General features: G+C 71.0%; 19 protein-coding genes and 1 pseudogene. 7 read left to right on the forward strand and 13 right to left on the reverse strand.

The genetic code is table 11. From position 1 onward, the window contains the following. The 6 genes and pseudogenes from ACT1U9_RS00195 to ACT1U9_RS00220 all read right to left on the reverse strand — a co-directional run bounded on the left by ACT1U9_RS00195 (window position 1) and on the right by ACT1U9_RS00220 (window position 6859). A complete protein-coding gene (locus ACT1U9_RS00195) occupies window positions 1–3939 on the reverse strand; it encodes a Pls/PosA family non-ribosomal peptide synthetase (protein ID WP_444536298.1) in 3939 nt (1312 codons plus the stop codon). Window positions 3940–4177: 238 nt separating this feature from the next. Continuing rightward, window positions 4178–4312, reverse strand: a pseudogene (locus ACT1U9_RS00200) (FtsW/RodA/SpoVE family cell cycle protein); the annotation flags it as partial. Between the two features lie 19 nt (window positions 4313–4331). After that, the gene (locus tag ACT1U9_RS00205) at window positions 4332–4907 is read right to left on the reverse strand and encodes a TerD family protein (RefSeq protein ID WP_188271888.1); all 576 of its coding nucleotides are present in this window, start codon (window positions 4905–4907) and stop codon (window positions 4332–4334) included. 73 nt (window positions 4908–4980) lie between these two features. Beyond that, complete coding sequence (locus ACT1U9_RS00210) at window positions 4981–5652, reverse strand: hypothetical protein (RefSeq protein WP_444536299.1); 672 nt, start codon at window positions 5650–5652, stop codon at window positions 4981–4983. 143 nt (window positions 5653–5795) lie between these two features. Continuing rightward, window positions 5796–6458 (reverse strand): transglycosylase SLT domain-containing protein, encoded by a 663-nt coding sequence (locus tag ACT1U9_RS00215; RefSeq protein WP_444536300.1) that lies wholly within the window; start codon window positions 6456–6458, stop codon window positions 5796–5798. 50 nt (window positions 6459–6508) lie between these two features. After that, window positions 6509–6859, reverse strand: a complete 351-nt coding sequence (locus ACT1U9_RS00220; RefSeq protein WP_444536301.1) for an ArsR/SmtB family transcription factor — start codon at window positions 6857–6859, stop codon at window positions 6509–6511. 394 nt (window positions 6860–7253) lie between these two features. Between ACT1U9_RS00220 and ACT1U9_RS00225 the strand changes: the two genes are divergently transcribed. Beyond that, window positions 7254–7712, forward strand: coding sequence for a hypothetical protein (locus ACT1U9_RS00225; RefSeq protein WP_444536302.1), 459 nt, complete (start codon window positions 7254–7256; stop codon window positions 7710–7712). Window positions 7713–7750: 38 nt separating this feature from the next. Here the strand turns inward: ACT1U9_RS00225 and ACT1U9_RS00230 are convergent, their stop codons facing one another. Further along, complete coding sequence (locus ACT1U9_RS00230) at window positions 7751–8221, reverse strand: SLATT domain-containing protein (protein WP_444536303.1); 471 nt, start codon at window positions 8219–8221, stop codon at window positions 7751–7753. 106 nt (window positions 8222–8327) lie between these two features. On the opposite strand from ACT1U9_RS00230, the gene ACT1U9_RS00235 reads away from it, so the two are divergent. After that, a complete protein-coding gene (locus ACT1U9_RS00235; protein ID WP_444536304.1) occupies window positions 8328–9869 on the forward strand; it encodes an alpha/beta fold hydrolase in 1542 nt (513 codons plus the stop codon). A gap of 19 nt (window positions 9870–9888) precedes the next feature. Here ACT1U9_RS00235 and ACT1U9_RS00240 read toward each other — a convergent pair whose 3' ends face one another. Beyond that, window positions 9889–10350, reverse strand: a complete 462-nt coding sequence (locus tag ACT1U9_RS00240) for a MarR family winged helix-turn-helix transcriptional regulator (protein ID WP_444536305.1) — start codon at window positions 10348–10350, stop codon at window positions 9889–9891. 95 nt (window positions 10351–10445) lie between these two features. Between ACT1U9_RS00240 and ACT1U9_RS00245 the strand changes: the two genes are divergently transcribed. After that, on the forward strand, window positions 10446–11297 hold the full coding sequence (locus ACT1U9_RS00245; RefSeq protein ID WP_444536306.1) for an SDR family NAD(P)-dependent oxidoreductase: 852 nt from the start codon (window positions 10446–10448) through the stop codon (window positions 11295–11297). Here ACT1U9_RS00245 and ACT1U9_RS00250 read toward each other — a convergent pair. The 3 genes from ACT1U9_RS00250 to ACT1U9_RS00260 form a co-directional block, all read right to left on the reverse strand. Next, window positions 11275–15924: a hypothetical protein gene (locus tag ACT1U9_RS00250; protein WP_444536307.1), complete on the reverse strand. Its 4650-nt coding sequence runs from the start codon at window positions 15922–15924 to the stop codon at window positions 11275–11277. The two genes, ACT1U9_RS00245 and ACT1U9_RS00250, sit on opposite strands and share 23 nt — an antisense overlap. A gap of 122 nt (window positions 15925–16046) precedes the next feature. Next, window positions 16047–17126, reverse strand: coding sequence for a S1 family peptidase (locus ACT1U9_RS00255; protein ID WP_444536308.1), 1080 nt, complete (start codon window positions 17124–17126; stop codon window positions 16047–16049). 228 nt (window positions 17127–17354) lie between these two features. Continuing rightward, on the reverse strand, window positions 17355–18230 hold the full coding sequence (locus tag ACT1U9_RS00260; protein ID WP_444536309.1) for an NAD(P)-dependent oxidoreductase: 876 nt from the start codon (window positions 18228–18230) through the stop codon (window positions 17355–17357). A 234-nt stretch (window positions 18231–18464) separates the two neighbouring features. Here ACT1U9_RS00260 and ACT1U9_RS00265 point away from each other — a divergent pair, with 234 nt between their 5' ends. Both ACT1U9_RS00265 and ACT1U9_RS00270 read left to right on the forward strand, forming a co-directional pair. Continuing rightward, on the forward strand, window positions 18465–19271 hold the full coding sequence (locus ACT1U9_RS00265) for a hypothetical protein (RefSeq protein ID WP_444536310.1): 807 nt from the start codon (window positions 18465–18467) through the stop codon (window positions 19269–19271). Between the two features lie 84 nt (window positions 19272–19355). After that, window positions 19356–19628, forward strand: a complete 273-nt coding sequence (locus ACT1U9_RS00270; protein WP_188271875.1) for a DUF1876 domain-containing protein — start codon at window positions 19356–19358, stop codon at window positions 19626–19628. 16 nt (window positions 19629–19644) lie between these two features. On the opposite strand, the gene ACT1U9_RS00275 is transcribed toward ACT1U9_RS00270, so the two are convergent. Then, entirely contained in the window at window positions 19645–20007 is a 363-nt protein-coding gene (locus tag ACT1U9_RS00275) for a cupin domain-containing protein (protein ID WP_444536311.1), read from the reverse strand. A 218-nt stretch (window positions 20008–20225) separates the two neighbouring features. Then, window positions 20226–23711, reverse strand: coding sequence for a M28 family peptidase (locus ACT1U9_RS00280; RefSeq protein ID WP_444536312.1), 3486 nt, complete (start codon window positions 23709–23711; stop codon window positions 20226–20228). Window positions 23712–23870: 159 nt separating this feature from the next. On the opposite strand from ACT1U9_RS00280, the gene ACT1U9_RS00285 reads away from it, so the two are divergent. Together ACT1U9_RS00285 and ACT1U9_RS00290 are read left to right on the forward strand one after the other, a co-directional pair. After that, on the forward strand, window positions 23871–24857 hold the full coding sequence (locus ACT1U9_RS00285; protein WP_444536313.1) for a LysR family transcriptional regulator: 987 nt from the start codon (window positions 23871–23873) through the stop codon (window positions 24855–24857). A gap of 51 nt (window positions 24858–24908) precedes the next feature. Continuing rightward, the gene (locus ACT1U9_RS00290) at window positions 24909–26345 is read left to right on the forward strand and encodes a cytochrome P450 (protein WP_444536314.1); all 1437 of its coding nucleotides are present in this window, start codon (window positions 24909–24911) and stop codon (window positions 26343–26345) included. Window positions 26346–26388 lie beyond the last annotated feature (43 nt).

The raw sequence follows: 26388 nt of genomic DNA on the forward strand, positions 1-26388 counted from the left end.
TCACACCGAGGCGGTCGCCGGTTCGTTGCTCTGCGGCACCCACGCGGAGACCGGGTTGCCCAGCCAGCGGGTGTCGGCCGGAACCTGCTCGCCGCGCATCACCAGCGACGACGGGCCGACCACCGAGGTGTCGCCGATGGACGAGCCGGGCAGCACGATCGAGTGCGGGCCGAGCGTCGCGCCCCGGCCGAGGCGGACCTCGTCGATGCGCATCAGCCGGTCGTGGAACAGGTGCGTCTGCAGCACACAGCCCCGGTTGACGCTCGCACCGTCGTCGAGCCGCACCAGGTCCGTCTCGGGCAGCCAGTGGCTCTCGCACCACACCCCGCGCCCGATGCGCGCGCCGAGCGTCCGCATCCAGGTGTTGAGGAAGGGCGTTCCGATCAGGGAGCTGCCCAGCCAGGGCATGGCGAGCTCCTCGACGAAGGTGTCGAACAGCTCGTTGCGCCACACGAACGAGCTCCACAGCGGATGCTCCCCCTGGCGGAACCGGCCCACCAGGACCCACTTCGCGACCGTCGTGGTCAGACACGCCACCACTCCGGTCACCAGCATCAGCGCACCGGCCAGCGCGGAGGCCAGGGCCCAGCCGTCGAGGCTGACGACTTCCTGGAGGACGACGAACGACACATCGGCGAGTATCGCGCTGCACAACAGCGGTATGACACGGCACAGTTCGACCGCCGCGCGGGCCAGCACCAGACGCCTGGGCGGCTCGAAGGTACGGCTGACATCGCCCGTGTCCGCGCTGCGCGCCACGGTGAAACCGGGCCTGCCCAGCCAGGACGAGCCGGGTTCGGCGTGTGCGGGCGCATCGGACAGTACGCCGACGAGCGCGCCGTCGGGCAGTTCGCGGCCCGGTCCGACGATGCCGGAGTTGCCGACGAACGCACGCCGTCCCACGCTCGCCCTGCCGAGCCGCAGCCAGCCGCCGCGCGTCTCGTACGGCGCGATCAGGGTGTCGTCCGCGAGGAACGCGCCCTCCTCGACCGTCATCAGACTCGGCAGCGTGAGCACGGTGGACAGCTCGGCCCGCCGCCCCACGCGCGCGCCGAGCAGGCGCAGCCATACGGGGGTGAACAGGCTGGCGTAGAACGGGAAGAGGGAACCGCGGGCCTGGTCCATCAGGCGTGCGGTGACCCATGCGCACCAGGCCGCCTTGCCGTGCGCCGGGTGGAAACCGGGCGTGAGCGCCCGTGCGGCCAGCCGGACCACGACCACCAGCAGAGCGGCGTAGCAGGTCGCGCTGAGCACGGTCAGGATCGGCGCGGTCCACAGCAGATCTCCGAGCAGCACGCCGAGCGAGCTGTCATGTCCGGCGACCTCGTAGAGGAACGCCAGGGCCGGAACCATCGCAAGCAGTGGCAGGACGTTGAAACCGAGCAACGCGGCCGCGTACGCCCAGTGCCAGCGCCGGGGGTTGCGGCGATGGCGGCGGTGGTGGCGGGGCGGGGCCGGCCAGTCGCTGCCCGCCGGGGCCGCGGCCGCATCGCGCCGGGCGGGCACGCCGACCCAGCGCTCGTACGGGGGCACCGCGCCGTCGAGGGAGGCTCCGGGCGCGAGCTCGGCGCCCTCTCCCACCTGCGCGCCGGGGAAGAGCATCGAGCGCGTCGCCACCCGGGAGCCGGCCCCGATGCGTACCTCGCCCAGACGCAGCACGTCACCGTCGAGCCACCAGCCGGACAGATCGGCCTCCGGTTCGATCGAGCAGCCGTCGCCGAGGTGGGCGAGGCCCGTCACCGGCGGCATGGTGTGCAGCACGATGTCACGGCCGACCTCGCAGCCGAGCGCGCGTGCGTACACCGAGGCCCACGGTGTGCCGAGCAGTGCCGGGACGCCGAAGGTGGCCACCACCCGCTCGGCCGCCCACAGCCGCAGATGGGTGGCGCCGCCCCGGGGGTAGTCGCCCGGGCGCATGCCCCGGGTGAGCAGCCGGGCCAGGCCCGCGCCGATACCGAGGCGGGCGGGGGCGCTGTAGAGCAGGACCCAGCCGCCGAGCACCACCCACCAGGAGGTGTGCGGGGCCCAGGGCAGCGGGCCGATCATGTTGTCGAGGGTGGCGAGCGCCAGCAGCCAGCGCAGCCCGGTCACGGTGAACAGCACGGCAAGCACGAGGCTTTGGACCGCTCCGACGTGACGCGGTGTCGGCTTCACCTCACGGCGGGCCGCACCCCGCCGGCCGAACGAGTCGAGCCGGTCCGCGAGCGCGAGCAGGCCCGAGCAGTGGTACACGTCCGCCACGGAGACCGCCGGATAGCGGTCGCGCAGCGCGGTGACCAGCTTGGCGGCGCCGAGGCTGGTGCCGCCGAGCACGAAGAAGTCCGCGTCCGCCGTCACCGGCATGCCCAGCAGGTCCTGCCAGAGCGTCGCCAGCCACGCCGCGGTGCCTTCGAGCGGCTGCCCCGCGCTGTCGTCCACACCGATCGGGGACTGGGGCAACGGCCAGGGCAGGGCGTTGCGGTCGACCTTGCCGGAGGTGCGGGTGGGCAGGTCGCCGACGAGCGCGAGGACGGGGACCAGGGCCTGCGGCAGCCGGTCGAGCAGCTGACGCCGGGCGGCACCGGTGTCCAGGCCGCCGTTGACTGACGGTTTATCAGGTACGAGATAGCCCACCAGGATCTGGGCGCCGCTCCCCGTCGTACGCACTGCGGCGGCGGCCGCCCGGACCCCGGGCAGCGACTGCAACGCGGCGTCGATCTCGCCGAGTTCGATACGGCGCCCGGCGATCTTCACCTGTTCGTCGGCGCGGCCGAGGTAGATCAGCCCCTCGGGTTCCGCGCGGACCAGGTCGCCGCTGCGGTAGGCGCGGCGGCCCTCCAGGGCGGGGTGGGCCGCGAACTTCTCGGCGTCCTTGACGGGGTCGAGGTAGCGGGCGGTGCCGACGCCCCCGATGACCAGTTCACCGCTCGCACCCCACGGCACAGGGTGGCCCTGGGTGTCGACGACCGCGAGCTGCCAGCCGTCCAGCGGCGTTCCGATACGTACCGGCTCACCGGGCACACACCGGGCGGCGCAGGCGACCACGGTGGCCTCGGTCGGACCGTAGGTGTTCCACATCTCGCGTCCGCCGCCGAGCCGGTCCACCAGTTCGGCCGGGCAGGCCTCGCCGCCGACGATCAGCAGCCGCACCCGGTCGAGCGCGGCGGGCGGCCAGAGCGCCACGAGCGTGGGCACGGTCGACACCACGGTGATACCCCGCTCGACCAGCCACGGCCCGAGGTCGACGCCCGCACGCACCAGCGAGCGCGGCGCCGGGACCAGACAGGCACCGTGCCGCCAGGCGAGCCACATCTCCTCGCAGGAGGCGTCGAACGCCACGGAAAGCCCGGCCAGCACACGGTCGCCGGGGCCCAGCGGCGCGTTCTGGAGGAACAGCCGGGCCTCGGCGTCGACGAACGCGGCGGCGGAGCGATGGCTGACGGCCACACCCTTGGGCACCCCGGTGGTCCCGGAGGTGAAGATGATCCACGCGTCGTCGTCCAGCGACGGCCTGCGGCGAATCGCCTGCGGCGCCGTCTCGTAACGCGGGAGTACCGAGAGTCCGGCGCCGACGACCGCGCACACCGCGGCCTCGGACCAGATCATCTCGGCGCGCTCTTCACCTTCGTCGGCGTCGACCGGCACATAGGCCGCACCCGCGTGGAGCACCGCGAGGATGGCCACGTACAGGTCGGTGGTGCCGGAGGGCACCCGTATGCCGACCCGGTCCCCCACTCCGATGCCCTGCGCTCTGAACTTGGCTGCCAGCTCGCCGACTTCCGCCATCAGGGTGCGGTAGTCGAGCACTCTGTTCCCGGCTTCCAGGGCGGGCGCCGCGGGGTGGGTCCGCGCGGTCGTCTCCAGGACGTCGAGGAGTGTGCGGGCGGCGGGCGGCGGAACGGGCTGCCAGAGTGCCCCGGTGGTGGGGCGAGCTGTCAGCAGCTCCTGCGGATGTGTCATCCGTCGCACCGAGGCGGGGTATGGCGGTTGCGGGTTCAAGGCAGGTTTCCTTTGGAATTGTGCTCCGCGCGTGCGGACGCGGGCTGAACGTATTGAGAGATGCGCGATGAGCGGCCTTGGTTCGTATCTCAACGACAAACAGCGCACCAAGAGTCGGCCGACTCTTCGCCAAATCCGTTCGAATCAAAGGAAACCAGGGGTCAATTCTGTGTTCAGCCTGTGACGGTTCGCCGGGACCTTATCGGACCCTTATCATTGGGAGCAAACCTGCGGCGATCCGGCCCGCGAACAGGGAAGAACCGCCGCAGTCGGCGAAAGGCGGCGGCATGCCGGTCACCGGCATGATCCCGAAGTTCATGCCGATGTTTTCGAAATGCCGCCGCCCGGACGCCTCAGACGTTGACGCCGTAATCGGACGCGATCCCCGCGAGGCCCGAGGCATACCCCTGGCCGACGGCGCGGAACTTCCACTCGCCGCCATGGCGGTACAGCTCGCCGAACACCATCGCGGTCTCGGTCGAGGCGTCCTCGCTCAGGTCGTAGCGGGCCAGCTCCGCGTTGCCGGCCTGGTTGACCACACGGATGTACGCGTTGCGGACCTGGCCGAAGCTCTGGCCCCGGGCGTTCGCGTCGTGGATGGAGACCGGGAAGACGATCTTCGCGACGTTGGCGGGCACGCGGGACAGGTCGACGTTGATGGACTCGTCGTCACCCTCGCCCTCACCGGTGAGGTTGTCGCCGGTGTGCTGGACGGAGCCGTCCGGGCTGGTCAGGTTGTTGTAGAAGACGAAGTGCTGATCCGAGACGACCTTGCCGGCCTCCGTGCACAGCAGCGCGCTGGCGTCGAGGTCGTGATCGGCTCCGGTGGTGGTCCGCACGTCCCAGCCGAGGGCGACCGTCACGGCGCTCAGGCCGGGTGCCTCCTTGCTCAGCGAAACGTTGCCGCCCTTGGACAGGGTCACTCCCACGGTCTTCCTCCAGTACGTCGAGTCCTGCTGCGCCCGTCACTATAGTTAGCTCACTTGCGCAAGCATTAAAGTATCAACGGCGTGTCTCGGAGTCCGACGCCGCCCGCCGCTCCTCCTCGATGCGGCCGCGCAGATACGGGAGCACTCCACGTTCGAGCAGCGCCTGGCGCCATACGGCCTGTTCCCGCCGGGCGCGGTCATACGCATCCGCCGCCGGTTCGGCCATGGCCGCCGGGGTGTTGTGCGCGGCCGCCATCAGGAGCCGGGCGAGCACGACGGCCGCGCTCGCTCCGGCGATCAGGGCGAATCCCCAACCCCACGTCTGCAGTTCGTCGGCGAGCAGCGGATGCAGCCCCACGAGTTCCAGGCTGTGGCCGATGAGGAGGAAGGCGGCCGCGGCGACGGCGCTCAGCGCGGGTATGAGAAAGGCGAGCGCGGACAGCAACTCGGCGCGCGCACTGGTGGTTTGCTCACTGTCACGCCACGAGGCGCCCGGTTCCGGCACTCCCCCACCGGCATCGGACTCGGCGACGGCGCCCGCCCGGAGGTAGCTGCGGTACTCGGCGACCGCCATCTCGGCGATCACCTCCCGATCGCGCAGCGCCTGGGCCCGCAGCCACTCGGGGCGGACGGTTACGGAGGCATCGCGCAGAGCCGCACGTATCTCCGGTGAATCGAGGGCCTGTTGGAGGACGTGGGTGAAGACCAGCCTGTCCTGCGCCCGCAACCCGTCCCCGTCGCGCATCACTCCCCACCCCCAAGCCCTCGCACGCCCCCGACCGGCGGCAGGCGTTCTCGCCGCACACCATACTTCAAGCATTGCGCAACTTTTAAAGTGTTGTCGAGGATGCGACAGTGCAAATGGGAGCAAAGAGGATCTCTCGGGCGTCAACCGCGTACGACTGTGCCCGCTTTATCCCAGTTGTTATGCAGTGTGTCGAGATACGACTGGGCCTGACTGCCCGGCCGGACGCCCCGGGCGAAGGCCAGCATGTTGCCACCGCCCGCGTTGTACCCCATCGCGAGCAGCTCGTCCTTGGTGCGCGCGCTGGTCCAGTGCGCGGGCAGTTGCTTCGCCAGGTCGTGCAGATGCCAGGCCGCCGCCTCGACGGCGAGCGTCCGGTCGTCGGGCAGCTCGTCCCACCGACGGTCGGCGAAGTCGCGGCCGCGCTTGGTGTCGTCGAAGGCGGCCCGGTGCATATTGGCGATGCCGAAGGCGGAGTCGGTCTTGTAGCGCTGCCAGGAGCGCTCGAAGTCGGGGTCGTGCGGTTTGTAGGACTCGTTGTAGAGGATCGCCATCAGCAGTTGCGCGCTGATGCCCGCCTTCTTCGCGTACGTACGCACCTGCGGGGCGTAGTCGGCGGGGTCGTACGCGGTGTGCTTGTCGGCGGAGGCCGTGCGGCTCGCCGACGGACTGGGTTTGACGGAACTCTGCGGGGCCGCGCTCTTCGTGTCCGAACCGTCGCCACCGCGCGCCCACGCCCAGAGAGCGAGCGCGAGGACCGGAAGCACCAGCCACCAGCCCAGCCGACGCCTGCGGCGCTCAGCCATCACCGACCACCTCCTCTGCCCTTGTGCACCACCGATATCACCGTCGTATCTCAGCCGAGGCCGCGCAGTCGGCGTTCGGGGGTCTCGACGGGCTCGGTCAGCTGACCCATCACCAGCCGGACGATCGAGACCATATGGGGATCGTCGACGAAGTAGATCTGCCGCCGGCCCTCGCGCCGCGCGCGTACGAGACCCGCGAGCTTCAGCTTGGTCAGGTGCTGGCTCACCGCGGGCAGGGCGCCGCCGACGCGTTCCGCGAGCCCGGTGACATCGCTCTCGCCCTGCGCCAGGGCCCATACGATGTGCAGCCGCGCGGGCGAGGCCAGCAGGCCGAACACGGCGGCCGCCTCCGCCAGCACTTCGGCAGGCGGGTCCTCGACATTGCCGTTGCGTGCCGTCACGTTCGCTCTCCCGTTTCCGCCCGGACCACGTTCCCGGGCCCGGCACGCCCCCAGTCTAGGCGCCGCGCGCCGCGCCCTTGGAGGGCGCACAACTCACCAGGTCGCACAACCCTGTCGGGGGTCGGCCACCAGAGGCGCATTCCCCGGCGAGCACACGGACCAACTCTCGCGCCATACCCAGAATTCGGGATACCGGACGACTTTCGCGGCGGCCTAGCGTGGCAGTGCCCGGTGGCGCTCTCGGTGGCGCACACCGGTCAGGGGAATTGATGGGCTCATGACATCACCGCACCACCATCGCACGGCATCGATCACCACAGCCCATCGCACCTTTGCGCCAGCCATGAATTCCCGTCCGACACTCCACTTTCACCAGGAACAGAAAGGAACCACCATGCGGATTTCCTCGCAGGCCAAGCGCTCGCTGACCGGCGTGCTCGGCGTGACGGCCGTGGCCGCCGCCCTGCTGACCGCTCCGGGGATCGCCTCGGCGGACACCACCCCGAAGTCGTCCTCCAGCTCCGCCCCCTCCGGCAACAGCGCCCGGGAGAACCACTCCGCCGCCACGCTGGTGAGCAAGAGAGCCTTCGGCGCGACCTCGTTCACCCAGACCAACTGCTACACCGGGGTGAACGACGGCCAGACCATACCCTGGTACGGCGCCCCCGTGTCGGCCGGCCAGCCGGTGACCGCCTCCGCGTCCGAGGCGGGCGGCGGTCTGCCTTCCCAGGAGTTCATCGGCGACGCGCACGTCTACTCCGAGAGCGTCACCGTCGTCAACAGCGCGGTACTGGTCCGCGTCCACACCGGCTGGGGCGCGCCGCTCGGCATCTGCCTCCACTTCACGGGCTGATCCCGACGTAGCGGGGTGTGCCTCAAGTAAGCCCACCACTACGGCAGTTGACTGCCCGTGAGCGGCCCGGGCTGCACTCCGCGCCGACTGGCGGCCCAGCTCTGCAGTTCGGTCGTCGCCACCGTCTCGACCTCTTCGAGGAGGCGTCGGCGGACGGACTCGTCCCGTTGCGCCTCGGGGACGAGACGGTAGCGGCGGACCGCCAGATGCAGCCTCGACCAGGCCTCCGAGGCGAGCACATGGCGCTCCGCGTGACCGAAGACCTGGCGGAATCCGCCGATGAAGACGGTCAGTCCCGCGAGCGTGGCCGTGACGGCGGCGGGAGCCTGGATGCCCGCCGCCACCACGGTCGCGGCACCGATCAGCAGCGCGCCCAGCTCGGTGCTCCAGTGCCACCGGCGGGCGCGGTCGCGACAGCGCGCGTACCAGTCGAGGTCCGCGAGGGCCTGATCGAGCAGCGGGTCGTCAACTGGCGCGGGCGTCGGTGGCGTTCGTCGGTTTCTCGGCACGTGACCATGGTGCCCGAACCGGCGCCTGGCGCAATCGCGCTGTGCCACTGCGACTATTTTGCGCAATCCGCCCGAAACGCGCTTAACAGGAACTACGCTCCGTGGCATGAAGCTCGCGTACCGCGATCGCGTCCACTTCCGGGCGGCGACGGCCCTGGTCGCCGCGCTGTCGCTCACCGCCGCTGTTCCGGCGTCGGCCGTCGCCGACCACTCGCTCGACCGCTACTACCGCCAGTCCCCGGCCTGGAAGTCCTGTGTGCGCAACGCCCAGGACACCCCGGGCAAGCAGCTCGCCGCGCTGGGCGCGCGGTGCGCGGCCGTGACAGTCCCGCTCGACTACACACGCCCGGGCGGCCGCACGATCTCCGTCGCGGTCGCGGTCGTCCCGGCCACCGACACCGCCCACCGGATCGGCGCCCTCGTGGTGAACGAGGGCGGCCCGGGCGACCCGGCCATCGACTACCTGACAGACCGCCACGCAGCACTCAAGAAGGTCGCCGCACGGTACGACCTGGTGGGCATCGACCCCCGGTTCGTCGGCCGCAACGCGCCCCTCGACTGCCGCTGGCCGACCTCCACGTATATGCGCGCGGCCGGCGTCGACCGTACCGACTTCGTCCGTATGACGGCCTTCCAGCGCGGCCTGGCCGCGAAGTGCCGACGCAACGCGGGCGCTCTGCTGCCGTACGCGTCGAGCCGGAACGCCGCGCGGGACATGGACGTGGTGCGGGGCGTGCTCGGCCGACGGCGGGTCTCCTACCTCGGGATCTCGTACGGTACGTATCTCGGCGAGGTGTACACCGCGATGTTCCCGGGCCGCACCGACCGGGTCGTCTTCGACGGCGTCCACGAACCGCACCACCTCGCGCCCTGGGCGGAGTACGGAACCGAGCAGGCCAACGAGAACGCGCTTCGCCACTGGGCGACTTGGGCCGCCACCCAGAACGCCACGTACGGTCTCGGCAGCACTGCGGACGCGGTGCTCGCCACCGTCGACCGCATCCAGGCCTCCGCCGTGCGACGGCCTCTCGCGGTGGGCACGTACAAGCTCGACCGGCATGCGGTGCCGCTCCTGATGTACGGGGTGCTCGGCGAGGACGTGCGGCCGACCGACCGGGACATCGCCGTCATGGTCCGCACGCTGAAGCGGGCCGCCGAGAGCGGGCGGGCGGAGCCGGACCCGGGCCTCGCGGCGCTCCTGCCGTCGCTGTTCACCGGGCAGGACTCCGCGTACGGCAGCACACAGACGGCGTATCTCTGCGCCGACACCCCTGGCCCGCGCGACCCGGAGGTGTTCTGGCGAGCGATCGAGCGCAGCCGCGCACACCACCCGCTCTTCGGCCCGCTCTTCAACGACATCACCCCGTGCGCCTTCTGGACACCGCCGGCCGAGCGGCCGACCGTCGTCGACAACGACGTCCCGGCGCTGCTCGTCAACGCCACGGGCGATCCGCGCGTCCTGTACTCCGAGGCCCGGGCCATGCACACCAACTGGCCCAGCTCCCGCCTGATCACCGTACGGAACTCGTACCGCCACGCGGTCTACGGCCTGACGTACGCCAACGCCTGCGTCAACGACGCGGTCAACGCCTATCTCGGCAGCGGACGGCTGCCGTCCGCCGACCTCACGTGTTCGGGCGCCCGGTAACCCGTACGACGGGGCGGTGTCACGCGTCGCGAGGCTTCTTGAGCTTGGCCCAGATCGTTTCCAGGGCCTCTATGTCCTGGTCGTCGAGCCGGTCGTCGAAGACCTCGGCCAGCGCGGACCGGCGGGTGGCGTCGGCCTCGGCGAAGGCGCGCCGTCCCGCTTCGGTGAGGGCGATCCGCACGGAACGGGCGTCCGTCTCCGAGGGCACCCGGGCCACCAGGCCGCGCGCCTGGAGGGAGTCGACCACACGGGAGACCTGGCTGCGGCTGAGCAGGGTCTTGGCTCCCAGGTCGGAGGCGGCGACCGGCTCGCTCTGGCCGCGCAGCCACAGCATCACCTCGAACCAGGACAGCGGCAGCTCATGCGCCCGGACCAGCGCCTGGTCCACCCGGGCACTGAGCGTCGCCCCGGCCCACACCAGCCCGTAAAAGGCGTGGTCGCGGGGGGTGAGCTCGCCCAGGGTGAGGTCGTTGTGCGCCATGCCGCCACCCTACCTGTTTGCGTGTACGTACACACAACCGTATGGTGTGTGTGCACGCACAGATATCCCACGCTTGTCCGAGCGGAGAAAACGTCATGGGCACCACGAACAACAACACCGTTCTGATCACCGGCACCTCGTCGGGCATCGGCCTGGCCGCCGCCGTCGACGCCGCCCGGGCAGGCTGGCGCACCGTCGCCACCATGCGGGACACCGGGCGGGCGGACGCCCTGCTCGCCGCGGCCGCCGAGGCGGGCGTCGTCGACCTCCTCCAGGTCAAGCAGCTGGATGTGACCGATCCCGCGTCCGTCGCCAAGTGCCTGGACGAGGTCGTCGCCGAGCACGGCCGGCTCGACGCCGTGGTGAACAACGCGGGCGCCGGGTTCCTCGGCACCGTCGAGCAGAACGGCATGGACCCGGTCCGCGCCGCCATGGAGGTCAACTACTTCGGCGTCGTCGAGGTGACCCGGGCCGCCCTCCCCCATCTGCGCGCCTCAGGCGGCCGGGTCATCACCGTCACCAGCGTCGGGGGCGTGGTGGGTCAGCCCTTCAACGAGGCGTACTGCGCGGCCAAGTTCGCTGTCGAGGGCTTCATGGAGTCGCTGGCGCCCGTCGCCGCGACCACCGGTGTCGGCGTCGTCCTGGTCGAACCGGGCGCGGTGGCCAGCGAGTTCGTCGCCAGCCAGCAGCTCGACGTCCCAGCACTGCTCACCGCCGCCGGTCCCTACGCCCCGGCGCTGGAGGCGTACATCAACCGCGCCCGGAAGTCCTTCGACAACGCCCAGACGTCGGCCGAGGCCGCGGCGGCCGTGACCGGCGCGCTCACCGCCGAGCGGCCGCCGCTGCGCATCCAGACCTCCGACTGGGCCCGCGACTTCGTCGCCACCAAGCTCACCGACCTCGACGGCTCGGCCGTCCAGTCCCTCACGACGACCTGGGTGCGCTGACCGACCACGCGTGGGCGAACAGCTCGTGCGGCGGCAAGGGGGGCAGCAGCCGGACGAACGGGCCGTAGGGCCGTTTCCCCAGCACAACTGTCAGATGGGCAGCGGCTTTCGCCTCCTCCAGCGGGAGATCCGGTGCGTTCACCTCCGTCCAGGGGCCGGGGAGGAACACCGTGCGCCCCGCCCGGGCCCGCTTGCCGCTCTCCACGGCACCGGCCGCCACCAGCTCCGCCTGGGCCGCCTTGTGCCGGGCGGCCGACCAGCCGTTCCAGCGGCGGACGTTCTTGTCGGTGGGCCGGGCGAGCGCCAGGAGCTGGAGGTACAGGGCGGCCGCGTCCGCGCCGACGCCGAAGGCCCGCGCGGCCTCGGCGACCAGGTCCGGGGTGCTGAGCGCCGGGTTCATCTCGTACCCGCCCGGGGACACCGGCGTCGTGGCCGCACGCGCGGCCATCCGGTCCAGCCCGTCGAACGCCGCCCGGAGCTTGACCAAGTCCTCCCGCAGCCAGGGCAGCTTGACCTCGTCGCCGAACCGCAGCGCCCGGTCCACCCGCTCCGGCTCGGCGAGCATGGCCGATCGCACGAACACCTCGCCGCGGGGTACGGCGACGACCAGTAGCCCGTCGTCGTAGGCCGTGGATATCCCGGCGGCGTCGTCCGTCAGGGGCTTGGGGCAGGGCATTATCTCGCCCCGGTACGGCGCGAACTCCGCGTCGTCGGCCACCGCCCGCGCAAGCGGGGCGTACTGGCCTATCGGGACCAGCGTCCGAGGATCGTCGAACCGCGCCCGCAGCTGCTCGTACAGCTTTACGGCCCCTTCGGCGGCCGGATCTCCGACCGGCCGCTCGGTCAGCGCCCAGGCCACGACGGACGCGGCCTCCTTGTGCGCGGGCCGGGTCCACGGCACCCACGCCCCGGCCGTGCCGTCGGGATCGACGTGGTGCACATCGAGGCCGCCGTCCCTGTTGCGTACGAGTACGGATCCGTCGGCGCCGGGCAGCGCGTCGTCTGACACTCCGTCACTCGCCGAAGCGGCGCCCGTCGTCAGCGTCCGCGCCCAGACATCGGTCAGCCCCAGGTCCGCCTCAAGCGCGGCGGCCAACTCCTCGTCCACGTAAGGCTTCGCGCCCAGCAGTTCGGCCCATACGGCAGCCATCCGCTCCGCCGCCGCACTCATACCGCCGGGCGCCCACATCTCGGCCGGGTCCTGTGGCACACCCGCCGCAAGGACCGCGCCCCGGCCCGCCGCGCCGAGCCGCCGGCAGAGTGCGCCGTACTCCCAGGTCAGGTCCTGGCTCATCTTGTACGGCGCCATGCACAGCATCTTGAGGTGGTCGTCGTACCGCTCCCGCTGGGGCAGACCGACGAGTACCAAGGCCGCGATCGAGCGGCGCACTCCCGTACGTTCACAGAAGAGCGCCACCGCCTCGGGCGGCACGACGAGCGGCCCGTGCTGTGCCACGAGTTCAAGCAGCCGGGGCAGACGTACGCGGTCGTCCCCGGTGACCGTGGAGGTCTCGCACTCCTCGGCCGCTACCGGAGCCGGGTCGGCTGCCCGCTGGAGGAAGCGCGCCAACCCGCCGCGTGCCCCGGCCGACGCCACCGCACCTCCGGCGGACCGGCATACGGCGAGCTCCCCGTCGGGCGCCCGGCCGGTGCGCCAGGCCCCGCCCGGTTCGGCGAACGGCTGCCCGCTCCACGTCTCCAGGAGGGCCGACAGCGCCGCGCGCTCCTCGGCGGAGGTGGTCTCGACGGCGACGCGCCAGGCCACCGCGTCGATCCGGCCCACCAGCACGGCCCACTCGGCCGGTTCGGCGGGCAGCGCAAGGCGTCGGGTCTCGTCGTCGATCTCGCCGCGCAGATGGCGGCCGTCCGCAGCGATCGCCGTCTGCAACGCGGGGCACGCCTGGGGCACATGTGCCTCGTACGGAAGGAGGTCGGGCAGCAGCCCGCACAGCGCGGGCGTGAGCACCGTGTCCGGTACGGGGTTCGCCAGCGCCACCACCGGGCCCGACCGCATGATGCCCACGCGCCGGGACAGCTCCTCGCGGCGGTGCAGCACATCGGCGGCCAGTCGCGCGGCCCGCAACACGCCCTGCACGACCGCCGGTTCGGTCACCCCGGGCAGTACCCGGGTCACCGTGGCCGGGAGGACGTCCACTCCGCGCCTCTCCTGGACCGCGGCCTCGACCAGCGCCCGTACCCTGTCGTCCGCCACGGTACGCAGCGTCTTCGAGGAGGACGCGTCGCGCGGGGTGAGGAAGTGCCAGAACGCGGGCGGCGGCACCGGGCCCGCGTCCTCGCCGAACGTCACGGTCCGCTTGCGGTCCGAGCCGGGGAAACCGTGCACCTGCCACAGCAGCGAGTTGTCCCCCGCGGCGTGGCAGCGGATGCTGTCCTGGCCCACCAGGACCGCGTCCTCGCCGCCCTCGGGCAGCCCAAGAATGCCCCAGGGCCGCCGTCCCGGGCGTCGGCTGCGGTAACGCGCGCTGCGGCCGTCGATGTTCTCCAGCAGGAAGTCGGTCGGCGAAGGCCCCGCGTACGGCGTGCGGTTGAGGACCCGGCAGCCGACCAGGCGGCCGTCCTGCCCGAGCGGCGACGGCGGCGCGTCCTGCGGGAGCGCCGCGAGGGTCTGGCCGTCCTCGAACTCCTCCATTCCCGGCGGCACTTCACGCGCGCGGTGGAAGTCGGGCAGCGTACGGCCGCTGCCGCGCTCCCCCGTCAGCGGGTCGACCTGCGTCCAGTTGCCCCGTGAGTGGAACACCTCGGCGCTCCAGAACCGATGGCCGTCGCTCATCTGGAGCTCGTGGTCCCCGATGCCGTGGCGGTCGCCGGGCCGCAGCACTCGCTCTCCGTCGTGGCGTCCGCCGCCGTCCGAGCTCTCGAACTGGAACCCGAAGCCGCCCTGGGTGACCCCGCCGTACGGCACAAGGTTCAGGTTCTCCGGCTCGAACACGTCGTCCGGGTGGTCGGCCCAGAAGGCGTGCTCCCCGAAGGAGTACCGCTCGGAGGTCGTCCAGCTCACCAGGAACTGTCCGCCCGCGTAGTGGACGGTGTGCAGGGTCGCCTCGTCGGGCACCCGGAACGTGCAGGAGCCGCGTCGGCCCGCGTGGTCGACGGCGACGGCGCGGTCCGGCCCGTACACGGTCAGCACCGGCCATGTGGACGTCACCCGCACCACCTCGTCGCGCCCGAAGCCCGCCAGCGCCTCGTCCAGAGCGGGCCAGCCCAGCTCCTCCGGCAGCCCGGCCCGCAGGGCGCGCGCGAGGGGGCCGCTCAGGTCGAGCTCCGCCAGCGCCTCCTCGATGCCGTCCAGAGCCGTGGCCGTCGGCCGGTCCAGCAGGTCCCGCAACTCGTCCATGGCCTCGTCGGCCGCCGCGAGACCGCCGCCGCGCAACGCGCCGAGCAGGCTCTCGATCCGGGTGTGCACCTCGGCGGCGATGCCCGCGTTCTGCGGCAGCCGGGTGATCGCGGTGCCGCCGCCGCGCAGCCCGGCGTGGACCGTGCCCTCCAGGCGGCGTCCGAACACCGGGTCGGCCGCCAGCGCCTTCAGGTCGCGCCGCGACTGCTCGCCCCAGAACTCCAGTCGTACCGCGTCGCCCGGGTCCTCCACCGTCATGCCCTCGGCGAGGCACAGGTCAAGGAGGTCCGCGTCAAACCCCGGGTAGCCGTAGCGGTCCTCGTGGAGTCGTACAGGCGTCCCCGCCGCGCGCAGCCGGGGGCCGAACCGGCCCACCAGCTCGAACAGTTCCGGCGGCATCGGCTGTCGCATCACCCCGCCGCCCACCACCTTGCCGTGCGAGTACGCGCGCGTGAAGCGCCCCAGCCAGGCGGCGAGCCCGCCCTCCGGGGTCAGCCGCCCGGCGGTCACGGCGTCGGCGGCACCGGAGCGCAGCAGCAGCCGCAGCCATGTCGAGGCGTTGTTCTTCGTTTCCGGGAACAGGTCCAGGAGGCGTGCACTGACGTCATCGCCCTGCGCGTGATCGGCCAGCAGTCCGGCAGCCGCGTCCAGCAGGCCATCGGGCACGGCCTTCCCGGCCGCCGACGCCAGCAACTGCCCCAGTACGCGCGCGTCCTCGTCCGTACCGAGCCCGGCGGCACGTGCCGACGCCCGGATCCGCCGGGCCAGGTCGGCGGGCAGCTCACCCGGGGACGCGGCCCAGGCCGTCAGGACCCGTACGTACTCCTCGTGTGCCTCGGAGGCGGGCAGCACACCGGCCAGCCAGCGTTGATGGTCGTTCAACTCCTTCACCGGGAGCGCACCTTCGCGCGCGTACAGCAACACGTTCGCCCGGTGCCGGTCCGCGTCCACGGGCAGCTTCTGCTCGCGCTCGGCCTTGCGGGCCAGGGTGTAGGCGCGCGCCGCCGACCGGGGGTGCCAGGAGATCAGCCGGTGGCCCACCGTGTCCCAGAACCAGGGCAGATGAGCAGGCGGCAGCCTGAGCGCCCGGCGCTCCAGGCCGTCGACGCAACGTCCCAGCTTCGGATATGCCGACGCTATGCTCGCGCGCACCTCGTCGACCACCGTGAGCGCGGCGGCTTCTGCGGCGGGGTCGGGGTCGGTGGCCTTGACCCAGTCGACGTAGACCGTCGACCGGCTCGGATCCGAGGGAAGCGGGACGTGGAGGTGCATGTCGTCGATCCTGACATGCCCCACTGACACTCACCGGAACGGCCGGACGGCGACGCCGATGGGTGCGGCGCCGCCGCCGGGGAAGGCTGCGGAAATGGCTTCGTCGAAGGCCGTTTAGAGCATCAGCCGATCTGCGCTCCGTAAGCGTTCAGCGCGTCCGGTACCGGCTGGAAGAACGTCTCGCCGCCCGAGGTGCAGTCGCCGCTGCCGCCGGAGGTGAGGCCCAGGGCCGTACCGCCGTCGAACAGCGAGCCGCCGCTGTCGCCGGGCTCGGCGCAGACGGTGGTGTCGATCAGGCCGTCGACCTGCCCTTCTTCGTACGTCACGGTGGCATTGAGGCCGGTGACCTGGCCGCCGTAGACCCCGGTGGTGGAGCCGCTGCGCTGCACCTGCTCGCCCACGGTGGCGTAGCCGGCGCCGCTGATCGGCTGCGAGGAGCCGTCGTAGGTGTCGACCGCGCTCGGGTGGTCGACGTTGGCGACATAGCGGACCAGCGCGTAGTCATGGCCGGGGAAGGTCGAGGCCTCGGTGACCCCGATGTCCGAACCGCCCTGCTGGTCGGACCAGTTGGAGACCGCGTTGCCGCAGTGCCCGGCGGTGAGGAAGTACGGCTGACCGCCGACGGTGACGTTGAAGCCGAGGGAGCAGCGCGCGCTGCTGCCCCAGATCGCGTCGCCGCCCGCGATGAGTGGCCGGAACCGTCCGGGCGTGGTCTTCAGTACGGCCGTGTCACCGAGGCCGCGCACCACCTTCGTCAGCTTGGCCAGCCGGTCGCCGGTGACCGTGCGGTCCGCCTTGACGACGATCTTGTTGGTGACGGGGTCCATCGACCAGGCAGTCCCGGGGATGGACGCCTTGGCCTTCAACTGCTGCCGGGTGGCGTTGAGTCGGGCCATGGAATGCTTGACAAGACGGGGCTCGGCTCCCGAGTCGCGCACGGTGGCAGCGGCCCCGTTGTCGACGACGTTCACGACGAGCTTGTTGGCCCCGCTGTCGTAGTACGAGCCAACCGTGCGCCCGGCGAGCGCGCTCTCGACGCGGTGGGCGAGGCGGCCCGCCGAGACGGCGGTGAGCCCGTCCGTGCCGGGCGACGCGGGAGCCGCGGTCGCGCTCTGCGTCGCCAGCATGGCGCCCGTCAGCGCCAGGGCTCCGACGACGGCTGTGGCCGCGCGCCGCCGCCCGGACATCGTTCTTTGCTTCATCTCGGTACCTCCAGTGGGGGTTGAGCCCGCCACGGGTATGCCGGGCCCGGAGGACAGCGCCGGTCGGGCACGTCCGCCGGGGTGTCCGGCGTACACGAGATTTATCGCGTCCATGCCAACCAGCAGGGCCGAGTATCGCGAATCATTGCAGCTTTGCGCAAGTGTTGAACTTGGGCCATGTGTACGGCAGTTGACCGCAATCGGATGCCGGTAGGACACCGGCTCGGGTCAGCTCTTGAGCGCCTCGATGGTGGCCGCCCAGTCGTCCGCCCCGTGCCCCTTGGCGATCGCGCGGTCGGCGACGGACTTGATGGCCGCGAGCACGCCCGAGTCGAGGCCGAGGGTGCGCGACATGTGCAGCAGATGGTCGACGCTCGCGGTCATCATGGCCAGGTTGGCCTGCGAACCGTCGTACTTCCCCGAGTCGATGGTGACGGCGCTGCCGTCCGTGATGGCCGGCATGATCGAGTCGATGCCGTGGAAGAACGGCGCGATGTCCTTGGCGTCCACCCCGTATTCGCGCCCCAGCGCGAAGGCGTGCACCATCCCCGCCATGCATCCGTAGAAGTAGTCGAGCATGGCCAGGTCGTAGACCGCGGCGAGCTTGTGGTCCGCGCCGAGGTAGGCGGCCTGCCCGCTGAGCGCCTTCAGCGCGCCCTCGTACGACTCGAAGGCGTCGCGCGCGCCGGAGTACAGGATCAGCCCCTCGGGCGTGCCGACCAGCGGGGTCGGCACCATCACGGCGCCGTCGAGGTAGGAGATGCCGTGCCGCCCCGCCCACTCGGCGGCTTCCACGGCCCGCTCCGGCGGATACGAGGTGAGGTTGGCGAGGACGCGCCCGCGCAGGACGTCCGCCAGCGGTTCGAGAATGGACTGGGCGGCGTCGTGGTCGACGACCGACACGACCACCAACTCCCCGGCCAGCACGGCCTCTTCAGCACTGGCGGCCCGCACGGCGCCCCGGTCGACCAGCTCCTCTGCCTTGCCGGCGGAACGGTTCCAGATGGTGGTGGGGTGCCCGGCGGCAAGGAAGGCACCGGCGAGGGCCTGCCCCATCGCGCCGAGGCCGAGAACGGTAACGGGTGCAAGATCATTGTTCGTCATGCCCCCATGGTTCGGGCACGTCCCGATGCCCCACAAGTACCGACTTTTTGGTCGGATACTGACTTTCAGGAAACCATCCAGGTCAGGGGGATGCCGGGGAGTCCGTCGGATGGGTCGCCGGGGCATAACTGCCTGTCGGGGCCACACCCCTGACGTCACCTCAGGGTTCGTACGGGGGTGGGTCAGGGCGCTCCCCCATACGTTGGGGGGCGGGACTGGGTCAGGATCTTGGGCATGGAGAACAAGATCTCGAACACCCGCCTCGCCCGCCCCGCCACCCCTCGCCGTACCGGTCGCGCCGCTGCCGCAGTCGGTACCGTCGCCGCCGCCCTCGCCCTCGTCGGCGCGGCCGCGACCGGGCCCGCCTTTGCGGAGGGTGCGGGTTCCGATCCCGACATCCTCTCGGCCGTCGACTACTCCGACTGCCCGCAGGATCTGCCTGCCGGTGTTGATCGAGCCGCGTGGCGGTGTGAAGTGACCGTCGCCTATGGGCACATCACGCTGGGCGGGATCGATATGCCCGACATCAAGCCGATCACGCTCGTGCACGCGGAGGGGCCGCTGGCCGACGGCACCTTCGGGCAGGTCTTCGGGTCGCTGCGGGCCGAGCCGACGCCTGTGCCCGGCGGGCTGCTCGGTGGGACGAAGGGGCGGTCGCCCGTGCTCGGCCTCGCCGTGCAGCCCGAGTACGGCGGCTACTCCGACTTCCTGGGCACCGCCACGAACAAGGGCGCGCTCGGGATGAAGTTCCGGCTGGTGTCACCGCTCCTCGGCCGGGGGTGCACCATAGGCACCGACACGAACCCGGTGGACCTGCACCTCAAGAAGGCCGGGCCCAGCACATGGCTGTCCCAGAATCCGCCGCTGGTCAAGTTCGAGGCGTACGACAACACCTTCACCACCCCGCAGGCCACCGGCTGCGGCCCGCTCGGACAGCTGGTCAACCGCCGCAACGCACTGCCCGCCGGCTCCGGTGCCAACCATCTCTCCTACACCGCGTACTACACGTTCAAGACCTACGATCAGCTCCCCGCCGCCTGAGCAGGCCGGCACCGGGTCGCGTCGCAGGCCTCGCAGAGGGACCCTGGAGAGACGGAAAGGGGCAAGCCCTGGAGGTGATCCGTCATGACCACGCTCGTCGGGTGGCATGTGGAACTGGAATTCTCCGAGGAGGGCGACCGTACCAGCGCGGCGGCCCTGGTCAGGCTCGGTGACGGCACCGAGGTGAAGGGGCGCGGCTACGCCATGCGCCACCCCTCCGACCCGGAGCAGCTAAGGGTCGGCGAGGAGATCGCGGGCGCGCGCGTGCTCATGGATCTCGCGTCGCAACTGCTGCAGAAGGCCCACGGTGAGATCGACGAGGCCACGGGACGGAGGTCCTATCCGCTGACCCACTAAACAGAGCCCTCGGCCGTCAGGCCTTCGCGTAGTCCGCGAAGCCCTGCCAGTCGACGAGGACGCACGGCTCGTCGCCGAGCACCCACGCGTCGTGGCCGGGCGCGATGTTCATGTAGTCGCCAGGACCGAAGTCCTCCTCCTGGCCGTCGGTCATGACGACCTTCATCCGCCCGGAGACGACATAGGCCGCGTGGGCGGCCAGGCAGCTGTCGGTCTTGGCGATGGGCTTGACGTGCTCGGACCACTTCCAGCCCGGCTCGAACGTCGCCCGGCCCACCGCGCCGGCGTCCACGTTCACCAGCTCAAGGCGCCCCTTGCCGTCCTCGAAAGGACGGACTTCCTCCGGCGAGTCGAAGCTCTTGCGTACGAGACCGGCCATGACTGTGCTCCTTGGGCGGCGAGAAGAGGGGACGCGGCACACAGCCGCGAGACATCTGGTCTCGAACGTATCCGCGCGCCCGACGGGCTGCGATCGGCCGGGGCCGTATGGGTGACGGCACCCCTCTCACCTGCGGAAACCGCAGAAACACCCACGGTATCCGCTCCCGGCTTGCGAGCCGGGAGCGGATACCTATAGGGGACACGTGCGGGACGGTGTCAGCTCACATTGAGCGTGACGTCATCCACCACGTACGACGTCTGCAGCGCCTGGTCCTCCACTCCGTTGAACTTCAGGACGACGGTCTGTCCGGCGAACTGCGAGAGGTCGTAGGACTTCTGTACGTAGCCGGAGTTGGCGTCGAGGTTGGAGAAGGTCGCCAGGGTCTTGCCGCCCACCGTGACGGTGAAGACGTCATAGGCCACGTTCTCGGTCTCGTCCGTGTCGATGTGCTGGTAGAACGACAGCCGGTAGCTGGAGCACCCGGCCGGGATCGCCAGCGACTGCGAGACGCTGTCGGTGTGCGGGGAGCCCCAGCCGTTGAGCCATGCCATGTACGTGCCGCTGTGCGGCGACTCGCCGGCCTGGTTGGTGATCACGCCCGAGGTCGCGGTCCAGGGGCTTGAGCCGTTCTCGAAGCCCCCGTTGACGACCAGCTGGCGCGGTGTGCAGGTGCCGCCACCGCCGATGGTCAGGGTGTACGTGGTGCTGTGCGTGACCGTGCCGGAGCCCGTGACCGTCAGGGTGTACGTGCCCTGCTGGGCCGAGGCACCGACCTGCACGGTCAGCGTCGAGGAGCTGCCCGACTGCACGGATGTCGGGCTCAGGGTCGCGGTCACACCGTTCGGCGCGCCCGAGACCGACAGCGCGACCGTTTGCGCGGCACCGCTGACGGTGGTCGTGTTCACCGTGGACGTGACGCTGCCGCCCGGGTTGGCATTGCCGGAGGACGGGTTGGTCGCGATCGAGAAGTCCTGTGCCGGCGCGCCCCCGCCCACGGACGTCTTCCAGATCGTGTAGGCGACGCCGTCCGCGCTGCGGTCCAGTTCCGTGGCGCCGATGTTGCTCGTGGTGTCGCAGGCGCTGTGGTAGCAGGAGTCGTAGGGGGCGTTCGCGGTGCCGCCCCACTTGGCCGCCTGCGCCGACGTCTTGGTGTCGCTGGCACCGGCCGCGTAGCCGGAGGTGAGGATGCCGGCCGCCTGGAAGGAGGCGTCGTCACTGCGGCCCTGGCCCTCGACGTTCTCCTCGGGGGCGAGGTTCAGCGAGGCCCAGTACGCCTTGAGCGGCGCGGCCGTGGTGGAGTCGACGTTGTTGATGAAGTAGCCGCCGTTGGGCGAGCCGACCATGTCGAAGTTGTAGTAGCCCTTGATGGCCGCGCGCTGGGCGCTGGAGAGCTGGTTGACGTAGAACTTGGAGCCGTTGAGGCCCTGTTCCTCGTCCGTCCACCAGGCGAAGCGCACATGCTTGGTCATGGTGGGGTTGCGCTGTGCGAGGGCGAGCGCGTTCTCCAGGAGCGTGGCCGAGCCCGAGCCGTTGTCGTTGATGCCGGGGCCCGCCGACACGCTGTCGAGGTGTGCTCCGAACATCACCGTCTGGTCGGTGGGTCCGCCGGGCCAGTCGGCGATCAGGTTGTTCGACGGGTAGGTGCAGGTGGAGCAGTTCTGCTCGGCGACGGTGTATCCGGCGGCCTGCAGTTTGCCCTTGATGTACGCCACCGACTGGGTGTAACCACCGCTGCCCGCACGGCGGTTGCCGCCGTTCTGGGTGGCGATGGTGCCGAGCTGCGCCAGGTGCGCCTGGACGTTGGCCACGTCGATGTTGGGCGGGTCGTTGCCCGGTGGCGTACTGCCGACGGTGAGCGCGTAGTCGACGGTGTGCGAGAGCGTGGTGCCCTGGCCCTTGATCGTCACGGTGGAGCTGCCCGGCGCCGCGTTGGCGGTGGCGGAGAGGGTGAGCACCGAGGACTGGCCGGACTGCACGGTGGCCGGGTTGAAGGAGGCGGTGACGCCGGAGGGCAGGCCGGAGGCGGTGAGCGCCACCGACTGGGCCGAGCCGGTGGAGATGCTGGTGGACACGGTCGTGGTGAGAGAACCGCCCTGCTGGAGCGTGCCGGACGCCGGGTTCAGGGCCATCGAGAAGTCGTCGTTCTGGCCGCTGGGCGTACATGTCGGGTCGCCGCTCTGGGCGGGCACGCTGATGGCGTCCCAGGCCGCCTTGGTCCGGTTGAAGAGGTTGCAGGTGGTGAGGTCGAGCGCCTTGGCGGCGCTCAGGGTCGCGGAGCGGTACTTCTTGTACGACATGCCGCTGGTCTTGAGCAGCATGGCGCCGTAGAAGATCTTTCCGGCGTTCTGGACCCCGACGCCGGTGACGGTGGAGCTGTTGCAGGTGGGGCTGTTGGGCTTGCCGCCGCCGGGGCTGCTGCCCTCGGCCAGCAGATAGAACCAGTGGTTGAGCGGCCCGGCGGCCTTGTGCACCTCGGTGCCGGGTATCGAGGAGCTGTAGCAGTTGGGGTCGTTGTTGACGAGCGACGGGTTGTACATGTTCCGGATCGGCCCGTTGCCCTGGAGGTTGATCATCTCGCCGACGGTGTAGTCCGGAGTGTCGTACGGCGCGGGCTCGTTGGCGTACGCCTCGGTCAGCGCGCCGAAGATGTCCCCGGTGGCCTCGCCGAGGCCCGACTCCTGGCCGCTGGTGCCGCTGGGGGTGTTGCTGTCGATGGCGTGCCCGTATTCATGGGCCACCACGTCGATGCCGGAGATCCACTCGTTGGCGCTGTTGTGCCCGATGGTGACGGAGCTGCCGTCCCAGTACGCGTTGAGGTCGCTGAGGCCGACGTTGCCGGGGAAGCTGCGGCCGTTGCCGTCGACGCCGTTGCGGCCGAGCCACGCGCCCAGCATGTTCCACTCCTTCTGCGCGGCGAACATCAGGTCCGCGCAGCCGGTCTCCTTGCTGGTGGGGTTGCCGGTGCCCCAGGAGTCCGAGGACTTGGTGAGGACCGCGCCGGTGTCGTAGTCCGCGCAGCTCAGGCCCGGCCGGTTGGGGTCGCTCAGCGAGTAGGTTCCGCCGGAGTTGGTGGTGTCGATGCTCACCGGCGGCGGGCCGTTCCACTTGCTGTTGTCGGTACCCGCCACCACGTCGTCATGGGTGTCGACGACCTTGCCGGTCCGGGCGTCCACGAACACATGCAGTTTGCTGGGGGCGCTCTTCGTACGGCCGGTCAGGACCGTCTCCCAGGCCAGGGTCGCCTTGTCGTCGACGAGCCGGACGACGAGCCGATGACTGACGACCTTGTCCACCTTCGCGAGCCTCGCGCGTGCGGTGGTTTCGGCCGACTTCGCGCCGACCGTCGCGGTCGTCGCCACGTGGATGGTCGACGACGACGCGGAGCGCACGGCCCGGACACGGCCGTCGCCGTCCGCGAGCACCACCGCGTCGCCGCCGACGACCGGCAGGCCGCGGTAGCTGCGCTCGTACGCGATGGAGTAGAGATCCTTCACCCAGGGGGTGACCATGCGTCTCTCGTACTGTTCCTGCGGGGAGTTGACCAGGGTGTCGAGGCCGCTGCGCACCGCCTGGTCGGCGGCGGCGAGGGCGCGGGAGAGGGGGGTGGGCCGCTGGTCGGGCCCGGACTGCGAGCGGTGTGCGGCCGATGCCGTACCGGCTATGGCTCCGGTGAGGCTGGTGGTCAGTGCCAGGGCTGCCACGGCGGCCGTCAATCTGAAGGGGCGCAACGTCCACTCCGATCGTGGGGGGCCTGTGCTTGCCGCCGAGTATGGACGTGGACATGGCAAAATAGGTACATACCAATCGGGCATAGGACACGGGTTATGGCCTGCTGAAGACGTGCTGTGTACGTTCAAAAGATGCAGCTGGAGTTGAGGCACTTACAGGCCGTCTGCCAGATCGCGGAGGCCGGAAGCCTGGGCCGCGCGGCCCGCCGCCTCGGGGTGTCCCAGCCCTCGCTCTCCGCCCAGCTGCGCAGGATCGAGCGGGTGACCGGCGGCGACCTCTTCGTGCGCAGCCGCTACGGAACGGAGCTCACTCCGCTCGGCCGGTTCGTCCTGGCGCGGGCGCGCCGAGTGCTCAGTGAGATGGACGCGTTGGGGACGCGCGCGCGTTCCGTCGCCGCCGACGCGCCGTTGCGGCTCGGCTGCATCCTGCTCGTCCTGGTGGACGGCCTGCTCGAACAGACCGACATCTCCCTGTCCGGCCGCGAGATCACCGTGGAGCTCGAACACTCGGTGACCGCGCTGGCCCGGATGCTCGGCGCCGGGCGCTACGACGCGATCGTGTACGGCGAGGTGAACGGCCATGAAGTCCCACTGCCCGAAGGGGCCATGGTCCGCACCCTGATCCCCCAGGAACCGTTCTCCATTCGGATGTCGGACCAACACCCGCTCGTGGCACGGGAGTTCATCGATCTGGCCGATCTGGCCGACGAGCCCTGGATGGCCCTGGTGGAGGACGACGACGGCGGGCCGGAAGCCTTCGTCGAAGCCTGCGCGAGGACCGGGTTCGTGCCCGCACTGCGGCACCGGATCACCGATCGCAAGATGCAGTACGCCCTGATCGCCAGGGGCCGCGCGGTCGCCCTGAGCCAGCCGACGGCGCCGGAGGCGGACGGCACCGTGATGCGGCCACTGCTCGGCACCCCGCTGACCGGACGTATCCGCCTCGCCTGGAACCGCTCGGCCGTCCCTCCGCAGCAGGCGGAGCTGCTGTACCGCGCGGCGGCCTGCGCCTATCTGGCCAACGTCGACAACAACGCGTTCCACCGGGCCTGGTGGGACGCCCACCCCGAGCTCCATCCGCCGTGCGAGCCGGAGCGGCCGCTGTCCTCGGACGCGTGACGTCCGGGAACCCCTGGCCTGTCGCACCCCGACAGCGGGCACAACCTCCTTATGGTGAACCGCATCCGGCACACCCCGGGAGTCCCGTTGCCCGTATCAGCGCCCCCGCTGCGCCTCGTCCCCGGCCCACGCGGCCTGCCGCCGCTGGGCAATCTCCCCGCCTTCGGGAAGGATCCCCTGGGTTTCTTCGCGCGGCTGCGCGACGACTTCGGGGACGCCGTGACCTGGTCGCTGGGGCCCCGGCGCAGCCTGTTCATCTCCCGCCCCGAGCACATCATGGAGATGCTGGCGGGTCGGGAGGACACCTACGAGATCCTTGAGATCGGCTGGTCGTTCCAGCAGATCACCGGCAACAGCGTCATCCGCAGCAAGGGCGACGACTGGCGACGCAAGCGCTCGCTCGTCCAGCCCACCGTCCGGCCGCGCCAGGTCCGTACGTATGCCGACACCATGGTCGAGTGCGCGGGCGCGCAGGCCGGCCGCTGGCGCGACGGCGAGCGGATCGACATCCAGAAGGAGATGGCGCGCATCACCCAGCGCGTGGTAGTGCGCACGCTGTTCGGCAACGACGTCGGCGAGCAGACGGCGGCCCTGAGCGACGCGATGGACCTGTCGGCGCGGGCCGTGGGCGAGGAACTGCGCAGCATCGCACTCTTCCTGCCCGCCTGGGTGCGCACCCCGTCCCGGCGGCGCGTACTGAAGGCCGTGGAGATCATCGACACCGAGGTGCACCGCCTCATCGAGGCGCGGCTCGCGGCGGGCGGCGCCACCGAGCAGCGGGACGACCTGCTCAGCCGGCTCCTCGCGGCCCGCGACGAAGAGGGCCTGCCGCTGACGCCCAAGGAGGTGCGCGACGAGGCGGTCACTCTCTGGGCCGCCGGTCACGAGACCACTTCGACGGCCCTGACCTGGACGTTGTATCTGCTCGCGCGGGCGCCCGAGGTGCGCGCCCGGCTGGAGGCCGAGCTGGAGCGGGTGCTGGGCGGGCGGCCGCCCACGATCGACGACTACGACGACCTCTCCTGGACCCGGCAGATCGTCAAGGAGGCGATGCGCCTGTATCCGCCGGTCTGGACCGTCCCCGCGGTCGCCCGCGAGGGCGCCACACTCGGCGGGACCCGTATCCCCGCCGGCACCTTCGTGTGGTGCAGCCAGTGGACCACCCACCGGGACCCGCGCTGGTTCCCCGAGCCCGGGCGGTTCCGCCCCGAGCGCTGGGACGCCGACGCGCCGGACGCGGTGCCCGACCACGCCTGGTTCCCGTTCGGCGGCGGCCAGCGCACCTGCCTGGGCGCGCGGTTCGCCCAGGTGGAGGCCGCCCTGATCCTGGCCACCCTCGCCCAGCGCTGCCACCTCGACCTGCCGGACACCGAGGCGACTCCGTACGCCGGACTGCTCCTGCAACCGACGACCCCGCTGCGGGCCACCGTCCGCCATCGAACCCGCCCCGGGGCGACGCCGCACCCCGGGTTCGGGGAACTGGGCTAACACCCTCGGCGGTCGGGTGAACCAGGTTTCGTCGCTGCCCGTA

This window comes from Streptomyces sp. BR1, from assembly GCF_052373795.1.
In the GTDB taxonomy this organism is placed as follows: Bacteria; Actinomycetota; Actinomycetes; order Streptomycetales; family Streptomycetaceae; genus Streptomyces.

What these genes read in the sequence shown, in the direction of transcription:
- ACT1U9_RS00240 (WP_444536305.1), bottom strand. Translation starts at nt 10,350, where the DNA reads ATGGCGCACAACGACCTCACCCTGGGCGAGCTCACCCCCCGCGACCAC.
- ACT1U9_RS00270 (WP_188271875.1), top strand. Translation starts at nt 19,356, where the DNA reads ATGACCACGCTCGTCGGGTGGCATGTGGAACTGGAATTCTCCGAGGAG.
- ACT1U9_RS00195 (WP_444536298.1), bottom strand. Translation starts at nt 3,939, where the DNA reads ATGACACATCCGCAGGAGCTGCTGACAGCTCGCCCCACCACCGGGGCA.
- ACT1U9_RS00275 (WP_444536311.1), bottom strand. Translation starts at nt 20,007, where the DNA reads ATGGCCGGTCTCGTACGCAAGAGCTTCGACTCGCCGGAGGAAGTCCGT.
- ACT1U9_RS00285 (WP_444536313.1), top strand. Translation starts at nt 23,871, where the DNA reads ATGCAGCTGGAGTTGAGGCACTTACAGGCCGTCTGCCAGATCGCGGAG.
- ACT1U9_RS00260 (WP_444536309.1), bottom strand. Translation starts at nt 18,230, where the DNA reads ATGACGAACAATGATCTTGCACCCGTTACCGTTCTCGGCCTCGGCGCG.
- ACT1U9_RS00290 (WP_444536314.1), top strand. Translation starts at nt 24,909, where the DNA reads ATGGTGAACCGCATCCGGCACACCCCGGGAGTCCCGTTGCCCGTATCA.
- ACT1U9_RS00255 (WP_444536308.1), bottom strand. Translation starts at nt 17,126, where the DNA reads ATGAAGCAAAGAACGATGTCCGGGCGGCGGCGCGCGGCCACAGCCGTC.
- ACT1U9_RS00215 (WP_444536300.1), bottom strand. Translation starts at nt 6,458, where the DNA reads ATGGCTGAGCGCCGCAGGCGTCGGCTGGGCTGGTGGCTGGTGCTTCCG.
- ACT1U9_RS00245 (WP_444536306.1), top strand. Translation starts at nt 10,446, where the DNA reads ATGGGCACCACGAACAACAACACCGTTCTGATCACCGGCACCTCGTCG.
- ACT1U9_RS00250 (WP_444536307.1), bottom strand. Translation starts at nt 15,924, where the DNA reads ATGCACCTCCACGTCCCGCTTCCCTCGGATCCGAGCCGGTCGACGGTC.
- ACT1U9_RS00210 (WP_444536299.1), bottom strand. Translation starts at nt 5,652, where the DNA reads ATGCGCGACGGGGACGGGTTGCGGGCGCAGGACAGGCTGGTCTTCACC.
- ACT1U9_RS00225 (WP_444536302.1), top strand. Translation starts at nt 7,254, where the DNA reads ATGCGGATTTCCTCGCAGGCCAAGCGCTCGCTGACCGGCGTGCTCGGC.
- ACT1U9_RS00235 (WP_444536304.1), top strand. Translation starts at nt 8,328, where the DNA reads ATGAAGCTCGCGTACCGCGATCGCGTCCACTTCCGGGCGGCGACGGCC.
- ACT1U9_RS00265 (WP_444536310.1), top strand. Translation starts at nt 18,465, where the DNA reads ATGGAGAACAAGATCTCGAACACCCGCCTCGCCCGCCCCGCCACCCCT.